General features: G+C 72.6%; 10 protein-coding genes and 2 riboswitches. Of the genes, 6 read left to right on the top strand and 4 right to left on the bottom strand.

What is annotated here, in order from left to right; all coding sequences use genetic code 11:
* Window positions 1–93: 93 nt before the first annotated feature.
* From ACIQAK_RS32345 to metE, 3 genes are all read right to left on the bottom strand, one after another.
* On the bottom strand, window positions 94–1,500 hold the full coding sequence (locus tag ACIQAK_RS32345) for a SidA/IucD/PvdA family monooxygenase (protein WP_366390124.1): 1,407 nt from the start codon (window positions 1,498–1,500) through the stop codon (window positions 94–96).
* Window positions 1,501–1,537: 37 nt separating this feature from the next.
* A complete protein-coding gene (locus ACIQAK_RS32340) occupies window positions 1,538–3,040 on the bottom strand; it encodes an aminotransferase class V-fold PLP-dependent enzyme (protein WP_366390123.1) in 1,503 nt (500 codons plus the stop codon).
* 324 nt (window positions 3,041–3,364) lie between these two features.
* Window positions 3,365–5,689: a 5-methyltetrahydropteroyltriglutamate--homocysteine S-methyltransferase gene (metE, locus tag ACIQAK_RS32335; protein ID WP_366390122.1), complete on the bottom strand. Its 2,325-nt coding sequence runs from the start codon at window positions 5,687–5,689 to the stop codon at window positions 3,365–3,367.
* A gap of 159 nt (window positions 5,690–5,848) precedes the next feature.
* A riboswitch (cobalamin riboswitch) is annotated at window positions 5,849–6,064 on the bottom strand.
* Window positions 6,065–6,461: 397 nt separating this feature from the next.
* Between metE and ACIQAK_RS32330 the strand changes: the two genes are divergently transcribed.
* The 3 genes from ACIQAK_RS32330 to ACIQAK_RS32320 all read left to right on the top strand — a co-directional run bounded on the left by ACIQAK_RS32330 (window position 6,462) and on the right by ACIQAK_RS32320 (window position 9,533).
* On the top strand, window positions 6,462–7,256 hold the full coding sequence (locus tag ACIQAK_RS32330; RefSeq protein ID WP_366390121.1) for a LuxR C-terminal-related transcriptional regulator: 795 nt from the start codon (window positions 6,462–6,464) through the stop codon (window positions 7,254–7,256).
* Window positions 7,257–7,731: 475 nt separating this feature from the next.
* Entirely contained in the window at window positions 7,732–8,937 is a 1,206-nt protein-coding gene (locus ACIQAK_RS32325) for an FAD-dependent monooxygenase (RefSeq protein ID WP_366390120.1), read from the top strand.
* 398 nt (window positions 8,938–9,335) lie between these two features.
* Window positions 9,336–9,533, top strand: a complete 198-nt coding sequence (locus ACIQAK_RS32320) for a hypothetical protein (RefSeq protein ID WP_015612446.1) — start codon at window positions 9,336–9,338, stop codon at window positions 9,531–9,533.
* A 184-nt stretch (window positions 9,534–9,717) separates the two neighbouring features.
* Here the strand turns inward: ACIQAK_RS32320 and cobF are convergent, their stop codons facing one another.
* Window positions 9,718–10,542: a precorrin-6A synthase (deacetylating) gene (gene cobF / locus ACIQAK_RS32315; RefSeq protein WP_366390119.1), complete on the bottom strand. Its 825-nt coding sequence runs from the start codon at window positions 10,540–10,542 to the stop codon at window positions 9,718–9,720.
* Between the two features lie 187 nt (window positions 10,543–10,729).
* A riboswitch (cobalamin riboswitch) is annotated at window positions 10,730–10,909 on the top strand.
* A 227-nt stretch (window positions 10,910–11,136) separates the two neighbouring features.
* Here cobF and ACIQAK_RS32310 point away from each other — a divergent pair.
* From ACIQAK_RS32310 to ACIQAK_RS32300, 3 genes are read left to right on the top strand one after another with little or no spacing between them, the layout of a single operon-like run.
* A complete protein-coding gene (locus ACIQAK_RS32310) occupies window positions 11,137–12,639 on the top strand; it encodes a CoA-acylating methylmalonate-semialdehyde dehydrogenase (RefSeq protein ID WP_366390118.1) in 1,503 nt (500 codons plus the stop codon).
* Complete coding sequence (locus ACIQAK_RS32305) at window positions 12,636–13,790, top strand: acyl-CoA dehydrogenase family protein (RefSeq protein WP_366390117.1); 1,155 nt, start codon at window positions 12,636–12,638, stop codon at window positions 13,788–13,790. Before ACIQAK_RS32310 ends, ACIQAK_RS32305 begins: the two co-directional genes overlap by 4 nt.
* Complete coding sequence (locus ACIQAK_RS32300; protein ID WP_366390116.1) at window positions 13,787–14,854, top strand: enoyl-CoA hydratase/isomerase family protein; 1,068 nt, start codon at window positions 13,787–13,789, stop codon at window positions 14,852–14,854. Before ACIQAK_RS32305 ends, ACIQAK_RS32300 begins: the two co-directional genes overlap by 4 nt.
* Window positions 14,855–14,899 lie beyond the last annotated feature (45 nt).

Below are 14,899 nucleotides of genomic sequence, written 5' to 3'. Positions count from 1 at the left end.
AGCTCACCGAGGAGATCAACACCCGCAAGGGCTGAACCCCGGCAACACCCCACCTGGGCCGCACGGTGCACCCCACCGCGCGGCCCAGCGGCGTTACCGCCGCTCCTCCGCCGTGCGGCCCGGCACCCCGCTCCGGTCGTCCGCGCCGAGGCCGAACGTGGTGAAGGCGGTCCGCTCCGGCAGCGGGTAGGTCTCCTTGCCCGTCAGCGCGTTGATGATGACGGCGGAACGCCAGGCGGCCAGGCCCAGATCGGGGGCGCCGACCCCGTGGGTGTGCCGCTCCGCGTTCTGCACGAAGACCGATCCGTCGATCTCCGTTGCCAGGACCAGCCGTTGGGCCTCGTCGACCTGGGGGCGGCCGGCGTCGTCGCGGACGATGTACGGGTCCAGCGCGGCGAGCAGCCCGTCGACGGGGCGCTCCCGGTACCCGGTGGCGAGGACCACCGCGTCCGTCGTCAGCCCGCCCCGGGCCTCCTGCTGGCCGTGTTCCACGGTCAGTTCGATGCGGCCGCGCCCCGTGACGGAGGCACCGGTGACCTCGATGCCGGGGGTGAGGGTGACGTCGGGCCACTGGCCGCCGAGGCTGCGCCGGTACAGCTCGTCGTGGATGTCCCCGAGGGTGTCCCCGCTGACCCCCTTGTAGAGCTGCCACTGGCTGGGCAGCAGCCGGTCCCGGGTGGCCTGCGGGAGCCCGTGGAAGTAGCGCGTGTAGTCCGGGGTGAACTGTTCCAGGCCGATCTTGCTGTACTCCATGGGTGCGAAGGCCGGGGTACGGGCGAGCCAGGTGAGCCCTTCCGCGCCTTCGGGCCTCGACCGCAGCAGGTCCAGCAGGACTTCGGCGCCCGACTGCCCGGAGCCGACGACGGTGATGTGCCGGGCGGCGAGCAGCCGGTCCCGCTGGGTGAGGTAGTCGGCGGAGTGCAGGACGAGGGGCTCGGGGTCCGCCGCCAGGTCCCGCAGCGGCTCGGGTATGTGGGGCGCGGTGCCGACGCCGAGGGCGAGGTTACGGGCGTGGGTGAGCCCGCCGCCGAGAGCCTCGCCGTCCGGGCCGAGAGCCTCGCCGTCCGGGCCGAGCCGGGTGAAGTCGACGGCGAACGCACCCGCTCCCGCGTCCCAGGCGATCGCGTCGACACGGTGGCCGAAGTGGGTGGAGGGCAGTTCGGTGCTCACCCAGCGCAGGTAGTTGTCGAACTCGGTGCGGTGGATGTGGAAGCGCTCGGCGAAGTAGAACGGGAAGAGCCTGCGCCGGGTCTTGAGGTAATTGAGGTAGCACCAAGGGCTGGTGGGCTCGACCAGGCTCACCAGATCCGCCAGAAAGGGGACTTGGAGGGTGGCGCCCTCGATGAGCAGCCCGGGGTGCCAGTGGAAGGCGGCGCGCTGTTCGTGGAAGGCGCTGCGCAGGCCGGGCACGCCGTCGGCGAGTGCGGCGAGCGAGAGGTTGAAGGGCCCTGCGCCCACCCCCAGCAGATCGAGGGGCGGGGTTCGCGGTCCGGATGTCATCGGGTTCCTCCAACGGTGTTCGTGCGCATCGGCAACGTCATGGCGACAGCCTTTCCGCCGCCGGGGCGCCGGTATCGCCGCCATCGCCTCCGCCGCCCCCTTCGGCCGCCGCCCGCTGTGCCGCCGCCGTCACGAGGTCCAGCAGCGGCAGGAGGCCGGCCGTCGCGGCGGCCGGGTGCAGCAGCGTGGCCTTGAGCCAGAGCCGGCGCCGCCCGTCGCCGTCCTCGGCCACCGCTCGCCCGAGGACGGCCCGTCCGTCCATCAGCAGCGTGCGGCGGACCTCGGCGACGACGGCGTCCCCGGCCTCCGGTTCCAGCGCGTCGGCCACCACCGGCCGGAACAGCACGGTGCTGATCCCGATCTCACCGGGCCGGCGGCGCAGTGCGGGCCGCGCGTCGAGGGCGCGGGCGAACTCCTCCGCCGTAGTTACGCAGTGCTCCACCAGTTCGCTCAGTCCACGGCGTCCCAGCGCCCGGAAGGTGACCGCGATCTTCAGGGCGTCGGGGCGCCGGGTGGTGCGGATCGAGCGGCCGAGCAGGTCGGGGAGCCCGGCCTCGGTGTCGTCGTCGGCGTTGAGGTAGTCGGTGCGCAGGGACAGCGGTGCGAGCAGGCCGGTGTCCGCGACGGCCAGCACCCCGGCGGCGACCGGCTGCCAGCCGAGCTTGTGCAGGTCGAACGTCACGGAGACGGCGCGATCGAGTCCCGCCAGCCGGGGCGCCAGGCGCTCGCTGAACAACAGGGGCCCGCCGTACGCCGCGTCGACGTGGAGTTCGGCGTCGTACCGTTCCGCGATCCGGGCGATCTCGGGGAGCGGGTCGATGCGCCCCTCGTCGGTGGTCCCGGCGGTGGCGACGACCAGGACCGGGCCGCCGTCGAGGCCGGCCAGGGTGCGGTCGAGGGCGGCGGGGTCGATGCGGCCGTCGTGGCAGGCGACGACGGTGGGGGCGGGGAGGCCGAGCATCCAGGCGGCGCGGTGCACGCTGTGGTGGGCGTTGGCCCCGGTCACCACACGCAGAGGGCCGGGCGCCGCCCGTTCCCGGGCGAGCAGCAGGGCGACCAGGTTGGACTCGGTGCCGCCGCTGGTGATGAGGGCGTCCGGTGCGGGGGCGTCCGGGTGGACGAGCCGGGCCAGGGCGGCCGTGGTCAGCTCCTCGATCACCCCGGCGGCCGGCGCCTGGTCCCAGGAGTCCATGGACGGGTTGAGGGCCGCCCCCGCCAGCTCCGCCGCGACCGCCACGGCGAGCGGCGGGCAGTGCAGATGGGCGACGCACGCGGGGTCGGCCGGGTCGGCGGCTCCCTCGGCGACCGCACGCACCAGGTCCGCGAGCGCGGCCTCGGCGCCGATGCCCTCCTCGGGCAGCACCGGTGCGCAGAGGGCGCCGGTCCGCCGGGCCACCGCGTCCGGTCCTCCGGCGGGCAGCGGTCCGCCCCGGGCCCGGGCGGCGGTCTCCAGGGTGTCCAGGACGACTTCGGTCAGGGCGCGCAGGCGGCCCGGTCCGTGCGCACCGCCCGCGAGGAGATCCCCCGTACCGGCGCTCACCCCGCACGCTCCAGGGGAAGTTCGGCGGACAGCAGGCCCGGGGAGCGCGGCATGGCGGAGCCCTTCGGTCGGGGTGCGCGGCAGGTCATGGCAACACCCGTGCGCGGGGCGACACCGGTCATGGAAAGATCCACCACCGGGATTCGCTGGTTAGGCTAACCTAACTCCGGCTGTGCGGGGGAACGCCCTCCACCTGCCCGGACCGATCGGTGAGCGCCCGAACTGCCGTCCCGTCGAACGCAGTCGGAGCCGAGCCGTCACGGGTACGGCGACGGGGAGCCCCGGGTGCGGGAGCGGTGGCGGCCGCTCCCGCACCGGGTGGGATCATGCCGCTTCGGTGGGCAGCTCCGCGCGGATCTGCCGTGCGGCGGCGACCAGGTTCTCCAGGGAGGTCCGGGTCTCGGGCCACCCCCGGGTCTTCAGGCCGCAGTCGGGGTTCACCCACAGGCGTGCCGCCGGGATGGCCTCAAGTCCCTTGCGCAGCAAGGCCACTGTTTCCTCGGTGCTCGGGATGCGCGGGGAGTGGATGTCATAGACACCGGGCCCGGCCTCGCGGGGGTAGCCGTGGGCGGCCAGTTCGCGGGCGACCTGCATGTGGGAGCGGGCGGCCTCCAGGCTGATGACGTCGGCGTCGAGGTCGTCGATGGCCTGGACGATGTCGCCGAACTCCGCGTAGCACATGTGGGTGTGGATCTGGGTGTCCGGCCGCACCCCCGTGGTGGCGAGCCGGAAGGACTCCGTCGCCCACTCCAGATACGCGGCGTGCTCCTCGGCCCGCAGCGGCAGCGTCTCACGCAGTGCGGGCTCGTCGACCTGGATCACCGAAGTACCGTTCGCCTCCAAGTCGTTCACCTCGTCGCGCAGGGCGAGCGCCACCTGGCGCGCGGTCTCGCCGAGCGGCTGGTCGTCGCGGACGAAGGACCAGGCGAGCATGGTGACCGGGCCGGTGAGCATGCCCTTGACGGGGCGCTCGGTCAGCGACTGCGCGTACGCCGTCCAGCGCACCGTCATCGGCTCGGGCCGCGAGATGTCACCGGCCAGGACCGGCGGCCGGACGTAGCGGGTGCCGTAGGACTGGACCCAGCCGTGCTGGGTGGCGAGGTAGCCGGTGAGCTGCTCGGCGAAGTACTGCACCATGTCGTTGCGTTCGGGCTCACCATGGACCAGGACGTCGAGTCCGGCCTCCTCCTGGAAGGACAGGACCTCGCGGATCTCGTCCTTGATGCGCTCCTCGTACCCGGCCTCGTCGATCCGTCCGGCCCGCAGGTCCGCACGCGCGGTGCGCAGTTCGGTGGTCTGCGGGAACGAGCCGATCGTGGTGGTCGGCAGCAGCGGCAGCCCGAGGTGGGCGCGCTGGGCGGCGGCGCGTCCGGCGTACGGCTGGGAGCGGCGGCCGTCGGCGTCGGTGATCGCCGCCGTACGGGCCCGGACGGCCGGGTCGCGGGTGATGACGGCGTCGGCGCGGGAGGCCAGGTCGGCCCGGTTGGCGGCCAGTTCGGCGGTGATCGCGTCGGTGCCGGCGGACAGGCCGCGCGCCAGGACGACGATCTCCTCGGTCTTCTGCCGGGCGAAGGCGAGCCAGCGCGCGATCTGCGGGTCGATGTCCTGCTCGGCCCGGGCGTCCAGCGGGACGTGCAACAGGGAGGACGAGGCGGAGACGTCGACGTGGTCGGCGAGGCCGAGGAGCGTGCCGAGGGTGGCGAGGGACTTCTCGTAGTCGTTGATCCAGACGTTGCGGCCGTTGACGACGCCCGCGACCAGCCGCTTGCCGGGCAGTCCGCCCGCAGCCGCGAGGTCGGCGAGGTTGCCCGCGCCGGACTCGGTGAAGTCCAGCGCCAGACCTTCGACCGGCGACTTGGCGAGCACCGGCAGTGCCTCGCCGAGCCGCCCGAAGTAGGAGGCGACCAGCAGCTTGGAGCGGTCGGTGAGGCCGCCGAGCTCGCGGTAGGCGCGGGCGGCGGCGTTCAGCTCGGCCGGGGTACGGTCCTGGACGAGGGCGGGCTCGTCCAGCTGTACCCAGGCGGCGCCCGCGGCCCGGAGGTCGGCGAGGACCTCGGCGTACACCGGCAGCAGCCGGTCCAGCAGGGTCAGCGGCTCGAAGCCGGCGGCCACTCCGGGGGCCGCCTTGGCGAGCAGGAGGTAGGTGACGGGACCGACGAGGACCGGGCGCGGGGCGTGGCCCTGCGCGAGGGCTTCCGCGAGTTCGGCGACCTGCTTGGTGGAGTCGGCGGTGAACTGCGTGTCCGGGCCCAGCTCGGGCACCAGGTAGTGGTAGTTGGTGTCGAACCACTTGGTCATCTCCAGCGGCGCGACGTCCTGCGTACCCCGGGCCATGGCGAAGTAGCTGTCGAGAGCGTCGGTACGGACCGCCTCGCGGTGCCGTTCGGGGACAGCACCGACCATGACACTGGTGTCCAGGACGTGGTCGTAGTACGAGAAATCACCGGTCGGCACCTCGTGGACTTGGGCCTCGGCGAGCTGCTGCCAGGTTCCCCGGCGCAGGTCGGCGGCGGTCCGGCGGAGGGTGTCCGCGTCGACGCGGCCCTTCCAGTAGCCCTCGACGGCCTTCTTCAGTTCACGGTTGCGCCCCTGGCGGGGGTAGCCGTACACGGTGGCCCGTGCTGCCGCGGCTGCGGGCTTCGCTGTCACGTGACTCTCCTTCGCGAGCGTGTCTCCAGCTGATCCCGGGTCGGGACGCGGACGCGAAGGGGTGACACATCGGGCGCAGACGCGACACGTCGACCGTGTCCGTCCACCCGAAGGTACGCCGACCCGCCCACGAGGTCACCGGGAACTCCGCACGCGAACGGTCGCGTGCGGGCAACGGGCAGGTCTTCGGACTCGCGGGCACGCCTGCCGGGGTAGACACCTACTGGCCGTCGCTTCCCAGACCCGGCCGGGCCCAGTGCGTATGACGGCGGTCGTTCCCACTCACCGCTGCGGGGCAGTCCCGGATTCCCACCGGGTTCCCTCTTACGACACCCCGCCTGGCGGACAGGGCGAACCAGCTGCCCGGTCAGCCTAGGGGGGCGACCGCCGGGCGCACACCGTTGTTCACCCTTCGGACGGTGATGTGAGACGCGGGAGGGACGCCGGCCCGGTCGCCCGCGTCCTGCCCCGTGAAGCAGGTACGCGAGCGGACCGCCGGCTCCTGCTCGCCGTGCTCGACCCCGTTGAGCACGGTGAAGCAGTGCGTCGCACCCGGTGGTGCTCGACGGCCGTCGCGGTGGGCGCGACGACGCCGGGACAGCCGGCGGCGACGGGCGCACCGGCGCGTACCGCGGCACCGCGACGGCGACACGACGCCGTGGACCGATGGTGGCGCGGACCGGGCTGCCCGGCCATGGGGAGAAATACGTATGGACAGCACCGGGTTACCGTGGACAGGCACTGTCCACGGGCGCTTTCGGGAGAAGCTGTCATGCGGGATCGGCACGCACGGATGCTGGATCTGGCCGTCGGGGTGATGGACACCCAGGACCCCGACCACATCTGGCCGTTGCTCACCGAGGAACTGCTCACGGCGCTCGACGGAGCACTGGTCGTGTCCAAGGAGGAGCCCTGGACGCGTGAGCGGGGCACGGTCGCCCTCTGGACGCCCCGGCCCGGGCAGCAGGAGCGCCGTCCCGGCGAAGTGGTCCAGCGCCATATCCGCGAGGGGTACCCCTTCGCCGGCCGGTACGGGTCCGGCGACGACTGGGCGCCGCAGAGCGCCGCCCGTATCACGGGGGCACGGGTCTGGCAGCACAGCGCGGCGGCCGACGCCCTGCGCCGGGCGTTCGGCACACGGCACATGCTCGGCATCCCGTTCCCGGGGCCGGGCCCGTACGTCAGCGGGTTCCTGGTGCACCGGTCGGGCCGGGACTTCTCTCCGCACGACCTGCGCTACGCCGCACGGGTGCAGCCGTTGCTCAGGGCGGCGGCGGCCCACCGCTCCCTCCTGGCCGCCCTGCGGGATGGTTCGGGCACGGACCGCCGGCGGCGGGCCAACCGGTCCCTGACGGTGCCGCTGACCGCTTGTGAGCTGAACGTCCTGCACCTGCTCGCCACCGGCCTGTCCGCCGACTCCCTGGCCCGGCGCCTGGGCATCTCGCCGCGTACCGTGCACAAGCACCTGCACGCCGTCTACCGGAAACTGGGTGCGGCGGACCGGCTCAGCGCCGTGCTGCGGGCTCAGGAGGCGGGTCTGCTGGCCGTTACGGGCTGCGGACCCTGACCGGTCCACCTCGGGTCGGTGCCGGGGTCCGGCGCTGCCGGTAGGCGTTTCGTGGCGTGATCGGCATCGCCCTGGGTAGCCGGAGGCGTATGTTCAAGCATCGGCGGCTGAGGGTGACGTACGTACTGCTGACCGCCTGGGCCGTGATGACAGGCTTGGAGCGAGTGCACGGAGGGATGCCCTGGGCGGCGGCTGTGACCAACACGCTGCCGTGGGCGTTCGTACTGGCGGGGACCTGGTGGTTCGTCGAGATGGCGCAGGGGCGATCGGCACGGACAGACGCTCTTCGGGCGGAACGTGGTCCTGCACCCCGTACGCCGGTGGGGCCCCCTGCGGGACGCGCTCCGGGAGCGGTCGAGGACGCGCAGGAGGCCACGGGCGCTCAGGGCCGCTGACCCCCGCGCCGGTCCGAGGGCGGGGAGATCCCGGCGTCTCATGGCGTCTGTCGCAACCATCGGATCAAGGAGAGACACCTGTGGAGAACGGCCCGAAACGTGTGCTCATCAGCGGCGCCAGCATTGCCGGTCCCGCCCTGGCGTACTGGCTCGCCCGTTACGGCTGGCAGCCGGTCGTCGTGGAGCGCGCGGGAGCGGTGCGGACCGCCGGGCAGAACATCGACGTGCGGGGCGCGGGACGCGAAGTCACCCGCATGATGGGGATCGAGAGCGCCATCGCCGCGGCCGACACCGGCGAGCTGGGCACGTGCTTCGTCGGAGCGGACGGCAGGACACGCGCCCAGTTCCCCGCCGGGACCGCGGACAGCGACGGCTGGACCGCGCAACTGGAGATCCTGCGCGGCGATCTCGCCCGCCTCCTGGTCGAACACACCCGAGAGGACGCGGAATACCGCTTCGGCGATTCCATCGCAGGGCTGCGCGACGACGGCGACCGCGTAGAGGTGACCTTCGCCGGCGGCGGCCGAGAGGACTTCGACCTCGTCATCGCCGCCGACGGCATGCGTTCGTCGACCCGGCCGCTCATCGTGGGCGACGCCGCGAAGATCACCTCCAAGGGGCTCTACACGGCCTACTTCACCATCCCCCGCGAGACCGAGGACACGGACTGGTGGCGCTGGTACTCGGCCCCCGGTGGGCGAGCCGTGAACCTGCGCCCCGACCGCCACGGCACGATCCGCGCGACGCTGTCCTTCCTCAGCCCTCCCCGCGGCTACGAGGACCTCGACGACGCGTCCCAGCGAGACCTGCTGGCCCATGTGTTCGCCGACGCCGGATGGCTCGCTCCCCGCGTCGTCGAGGAGCTGCGCCGGACCCGCGACTTCTACTTCGAGCATGTCGGCCAGGTCCACTCCGCCACGTGGTCGCGGGGACGCGCGGCCCTGCTCGGTGACGCGGCGTACTGCGCTTCGCCCATCAGCGGCATGGGGACCAGCCTTGCCCTCACCGGCGCCTACGTGCTCGCCGGAGAGCTCGCCGCACACGTCCACCACCGTGACGCGTTCGCCGGGTACGAGCGGATCATGCGCCCCTACGTGGCCAAGGCGCAGGCCCTCCCTCCGGGAGCACCACGACTGGCCAACCCCCGTACCCGGGCCGGCATCGCCGCACTGCACGGCGCCCTCCGGCTGGCGACCACCGGTCCCGTACGACAGATGACCGGCAAGCTGTTCACACCTCCCGCGGATGCGATCGAACTCCCCGACTACGCGCACCTGCGCGTCTGACCACGTGCGGCGCGCGGCCGTCGGGGCGACGGCGGGAACTGCCATCGACCCGAACGGGTGACAGAGGACGCGGAGCGCCCCCCGGACCAATCCGGACCGGCCCCCGGTGCCGAATGGTCAGCACAGGGGCGCGGAGCGGGCGCTCCTGCATCACTGCCCGGGACCGGATCGGCATCCTGGCAAGATCCGGCCCCGGGCAGGCGGCGCTCATCCCCTCACCGCACCCTGTTCCGCCGTTCTTCGCCCCTTCGCTGACTTCCGGTCAATTCGTGCGGGCATGGTGACCCAGATGTAACCGAATGGCGTAGGCGAGCCGGAACCACCGAGCGTCACAGGCCGTTCTTCTTGCCAATACCCGGCCGCCGACCGGCGGCGGCGACGAGTGAGGGAAGCGCGATATGAAGAAGACAGTCGGGTGGGCCCAGGACGGCGACGACTGGACGATCACCGTGAACGGCACCTTGTACCGAGCGGTCGAGCGGCCCGCGGACGGGCGCGTGCACGACTATCTGGTGCGGGGGAACGACCTGACCGCCGAGTGCCCGAGCCTCGGCCACGGGCTCGGCGTGATCCGGGCGCACGAGTCCCGCAGCTGATCTCCGGTCGGGAGCGACGACGAGGTGCGGCTGCCGGACGTCGGCCGCAGAGGAGAGAATCGCGGCATGGCAGACGCACCCCCGCAGATCACCGCACTCGTCGTCGACGCCGCCGACCCCGAGGGCAACGAGTTCTGCGTCATCCCCGAGGGTCCGTGGGCCTCGACGACCAGGGACGCGCGCACTACCTCGACTGACCGGAGCCGCCCTGGGCGTCCGGGGCGTCGGTGCCCTCCGGCCGGTGGCGCAGCAGATACGTGTCCATGATCCAGCCGTGCCGTTCGCGGGCCTCGGCACGCACCCGGCTGATCCGCCCGGCGACCTCGTCGAGCGGTCCGGAGACCAGGATCTCGTCCGGGGTGCCGATGTAGGCGCCCCAGTAGATCCACAGCCCTCTGCCCGTCAGATGGGTGAAGCTCTCATGACCGTCGAGCATCACCACGATGTCGCCGTCGTCGTCCGGGAACCCCTCGGCGAGCCGTCGGCCGGGGGTGATGTGGATGGGGCGGCCGACCTGGTTCAGGGAGGTGCGGTGACGGGCGGCGAGCGCGGAGACGCTGCTGATCCCGGGGACCACCTCATGGTCGAACTCCACCGTGCCGCGGGCCCGGATGTCCTCCAGGATCGCCAGGGTGCTGTCGTACAGGGACGGGTCGCCCCACACCAGGAAGGCCCCGCACTCCCCCGGCGCCAGCTCCTCGATGATCAGGCGCTCGCAGATGTCGGCGCGGCGGTGCCGCCAGTCGTGCACCGCCGACGTGTAGCGCCCCCGGTCGTCCTGGGTGCGGTCCCGCCAGGGGTCCTCGGCCTCCACGACCCGGTAGGGGCCGGTGAGGTGCTCCGCCAGGATGTCCCGCCGCAGCCGGGTCAGGGACTCCTTCTCCCGGCCCTTGCCGAGGACGAAGAAGACCTGTGCCCCGCGCATCGCCTTCACCGCGGCGAGGGTCAGGTGGTCGGGGTCGCCGGCTCCCATGCCGATGACGAGGATGTGGCGTGGTGCGTCGCTCATGTCAGCCGTTCTTCCTGCTTCGTCCCTGCGCGCGCCCCCGAGGACCCGGGTGCGCACGCCACCGACCCTATGCGGCCCGGCCTCGTCGCCGCCGACCGGCTTCTACACGACGTGGACCGGGCGGGGTGGACTTACTAGGACGTCCAACTATATGTTCGTGAGGAGCGGGGTGACCGGCGTACAGCCGGACACCCTCAAGGTCCGTGGTGTCAGGGAAGCCGGTGCGATTCCGGCGCGGTCCCGCCACTGTGACCGGGGAGTTCGTCCTCGCAGGACACGCCACTGACGGTGCAGGCGCCGTCGGGAAGGCATGAGGGCGCGCGCTGATCCGGGAGCCAGGATACCGGCCGCGGGATCTTCCGTGTTTCCACGAGGATGGAGCAGACACGCAGGGCACAGGTCCGCACCCACGGCCCCGCAGGCCCGTCCCGGCGAGCGGTTCTTCCCGCCCCCTGACGGCCCCCGCCCTTCGCGTCCCCCGACGGCGAGCCCTGCCACGCCCCGCGCGTACCCGACCGGTGCGGCCTGGGTGGTGGGGCCCGTGCGCCATCTCCGGATCTCTCCTGACGATCTCACCGACGAGAGCAGGTTTCCATGGTCCGCGAACTCACCCATTTCATCGGCGGCAAGCACACACCCGGCACCTCGGGCACGTACGGTGATGTCCACGCCCCCAACACCGGCCGGGTCCAGGCCCGGGTGCCACTGGCCGGCCGGTCCGAGACCGAGGCTGCGATGGCCGACGCGGCCCAGGCGCAGGTCGAGTGGGGCGAGTGGAACCCGCAGCGCCGGGCGCGCGTGCTGCCGCGCTTCCTCCAGCTGGTCGAGAGGGAGAAGCACTCGCTGGCCCGGCTGCTCTCCTCGGAGCACGGCAAGACCGTGGCCGACGCGCACGGCGACCTCGCGCGCGGGCTGGACGTGGTGGAGTTCGCCGCCGGTGTCCCGCATCTGCTGAAGGGCGAGTTCAGCGACAACGCGGGGGCCGGGATCGACGTCCACTCGCTGCGCCGGCCGCTCGGCGTGGTGGCGGACATCACCCCGTTCAACTTCCCGGCGATGATCCCGCTGTGGAAGGCCGCGCCCGCTCTGGCCTGCGGAAACGCCTTCATCCTCAAGCCTTCCGAGCGGGACCCGTCGGTACCGCTGCGGCTGGCGGAACTGTTCCTGGAGGCGGGTCTTCCGCCCGGGGTCCTGAACGTCGTCAACGGCGGCAAGGAGGCCGTGGACACCCTGCTGGAGGACCCGCGCGTCAAAGCCCTCGGCTTCGTCGGCTCGACGCCGGTCGCCGCGCACATCTACGCCACCGCCGCCGCCCACGGCAAGCGGGCGCAGTGCTTCGGCGGGGCGAAGAACCACATGATCGTGATGCCGGACGCCGACCTGGACCAGGCGGTGGACGCGCTGATCGGTGCCGGTTACGGCTCGGCGGGTGAGCGGTGCATGGCGATCTCGGTGGCCGTTCCGGTCGGTGAGGAGACCGCCGACGCGCTGGTGGCCAGGCTCACCGAGCGGATCGCCGAGCTGCGGATCGGCCGTTCGGACGACCCGGACGCCGACTTCGGGCCGCTGGTGGGCCGCGACGCGGTGGACCGGGTGCGCGGCTATGTCGACCTCGGTGTCGAGGAGGGCGCCGAACTGGTCGTGGACGGGCGGGACTTCACCCTGGAGAGGCACGAGGAGGGGTTCTTCGCCGGGACCTCGCTCTTCGACCGGGTCACCCCGGACATGCGGATCTACCAGGAGGAGATCTTCGGCCCGGTGCTCTCCGTGGTCCGCGCGGCGGACTACGAGGAGGCGCTGCGGCTGACCTCGGAGCACCCGTACGGCAACGGCGTGGCCCTCTTCACCCGGGACGGTGACATCGCCCGCGACTTCACCCGGCGGGTCGACACGGGCATGGTCGGCGTGAACGTGCCGATCCCGGTGCCGGTGGCGTACCACACGTTCGGCGGCTGGAAGCGGTCCGGTTTCGGGGACCTGAACCAGCACGGGCCGGACGCCATCCGCTTCTACACCCGCACCAAGACCGTCACCTCGCGCTGGCCCGCCTCCGGTATCCGGGACGGCGCGAGCTTCACGATTCCGACCATGGGGTGAACGCTGTGACCACCCTGCTCAGCGACGACCAGCTCGCGGTCGTCGAGACGACACTCGACTTCGCCCAGGAGCATCTGGCCCCGCACGCCGTGGCCTGGGATCAGGACAAGCGCTTCCCCGTCGACGTCCTGCGCAAGGCGGCGGGGCTCGGCCTCGGGGGCGTGTACGTACGGGAGGACGTGGGCGGCTCCGGGCTGTCCCGCTCCGACGGGGTCCTCGTCTTCGAGGCCCTGGCCACCGGCTGCCCGTCGGTGGCGGGCTACCTCTCGATCCACAACATGGTCGCCTGGATGGTCGACCGCTACGGCTCCGAGGCGCAGCGCGGCCGGTATCTGCCGGAGCTGTGCACCATGGAGCAACTGGGCAGCTACTGCCTGACCGAACCGGGCGCGGGCTCCGACGCGGCCGCACTGCGCACCCGCGCGGTGCGCGACGGCGACCACTACGTACTGACGGGGACGAAGCAGTTCATCTCCGGGGCGGGCGCCGCGCACCTCTACATCGTGCTGGCCCGCACCGGCGACAGCGGGCCCGGCGGGATCTCCGCGTTCCTCGTCGAACGGGGCGACCCGGGGCTCTCGTTCGGGGCCGACGAGAGGAAGATGGGGTGGAACGCGCAGCCCACTCGGCAGGTCGTGCTGGACGGGGTGCGCATCCCGGCCGACCGGCTGCTCGGCGCCGAGGGCGAGGGCTTCCGGATCGCGATGAACGGCCTGAACGGCGGCCGGCTCGGCATCGCGGCCTGCTCGTTGGGCGGGGCGCAGAGCGCGCTGGACCGCTCCCTGGCCCATCTCGCGGACCGGGAGGCGTTCGGGGCCCGGCTGCTGGACGCGCAGGCGCTGCAGTTCCGGCTGGCCGACATGGCGACCGAACTCACCGCCGCCCGGGCCCTGGTGCGGCAGGCCGCCGAGGCGCTGGACCGGAAGGTGGGCGGGGCACCGGAGTTGTGCGCGATGGCCAAGCGCTTCGCCACCGACACCGGCTACTCGGTGGCCGACCGGGCGCTCCAGCTCCACGGCGGCTACGGCTATCTGGCCGAGTACGGCATCGAGAAGATCGTGCGGGACCTGCGGGTCCACCAGATCCTGGAAGGGACCAACGAGATCATGCGCGTCATTGTGGCCCGGAGCCTGACGGGAGCCCTGCGATGACCGAGGAGCTCGTACGGGTGCGTACCGAGGGAAGCACGGGGGTGTTGACCCTGAACCGGCCGAAGGCGCTCAACGCGCTCACCCACGCGATGGTGGGGACGATCGCGGCGGCCCTGGACCGGTGGGAGCGCGACCCCGAGGTGGCCACCGTCGTCATCACCGGAGCCGGGGAGCGCGGCCTGTGTGCGGGCGGCGACATCCGGTCCATCTACGAGGACGCCCGCGTCGGCGGCAAGGCCTCGGCCGCGTTCTGGCGCGACGAGTACCGGCTCGACGCCCGGATCGCCCGCTATCCGAAGCCGTACGTGGCGGTCATGGACGGTATCGTGATGGGCGGCGGGGTCGGCGTCTCGGCGCACGGCAGCGTCCGGATCGTCACCGAGCGGTCCAAGGTGGCCATGCCGGAGACCGGGATCGGCTTCGTGCCGGATGTCGGCGGCACCTGTCTGCTGGCGCTGGCCCCCGGCGAGCTGGGCACCCATCTCGCCCTGACGGGTGCGGTGGTGGGGGCCCGGGACGCTCTGCTGTGCGGGCTGGCCGACCACTTCGTACCGGTGGACGAGCTGCCCGCGTTCCTCGCCGAGCTGCGGACCGGACCGCCCGGCGCGGTCCTGCGCCACCACGTCCGGGACGCGCCCGCCGGCACGCTGGAGGCCGCCCGGGCCTGGATCGACCACTGCTACGCGGCCGACACGGTCGAGGAGATCGTGGAGAGGCTGCTCGGCTCCGACGCGCCGGCGGCCGGCGAGGCCGCCGCCACGATCCTCGGACGGTCGCCGACCGCGCTGAAGGTCACGCTCGCCTCGCTGCGCCGGGCGCGTGAACTCGGCCCGCTGGAAAGGGTGCTGGAGCAGGAGTACCGCGTCTCGTGCGCGGCCCTGACCTCGCCCGACCTGGTGGAGGGCATCCGGGCCCAGGTGATCGACAAGGACCGGACACCCCGTTGGTCGCCCGCCACGCTGGTGGAGGTCACCGACGCGGACGTGGCCCGGTACTTCGCTCCTACCGGCGACGAGGGGCTTTCCCTCGCCGCAGACGACTCACCGCAGGAGGTGCCCTGGTGACCACCACGACCGTCGCATTCGTCGGCCTCGGCCACATGGGCGGCC

The organism is Streptomyces sp. NPDC088706, assembly GCF_044752765.1.
Classification (GTDB): domain Bacteria; phylum Actinomycetota; class Actinomycetes; order Streptomycetales; family Streptomycetaceae; genus Streptomyces.
The sequence above is the reverse complement of the archived record's forward strand: the minus strand, read 5'-3'. Positions and strand labels throughout refer to the sequence as shown.

Coding starts and splice junctions, on each gene's coding strand:
- ACIQAK_RS32330 (WP_366390121.1), top strand. CDS start 6,462: ATGCGGGATCGGCACGCACGGATGCTGGATCTGGCCGTCGGGGTGATG.
- ACIQAK_RS32320 (WP_015612446.1), top strand. CDS start 9,336: ATGAAGAAGACAGTCGGGTGGGCCCAGGACGGCGACGACTGGACGATC.
- cobF (WP_366390119.1), bottom strand. CDS start 10,542: ATGAGCGACGCACCACGCCACATCCTCGTCATCGGCATGGGAGCCGGC.
- ACIQAK_RS32345 (WP_366390124.1), bottom strand. CDS start 1,500: ATGACATCCGGACCGCGAACCCCGCCCCTCGATCTGCTGGGGGTGGGC.
- ACIQAK_RS32300 (WP_366390116.1), top strand. CDS start 13,787: ATGACCGAGGAGCTCGTACGGGTGCGTACCGAGGGAAGCACGGGGGTG.
- ACIQAK_RS32310 (WP_366390118.1), top strand. CDS start 11,137: ATGGTCCGCGAACTCACCCATTTCATCGGCGGCAAGCACACACCCGGC.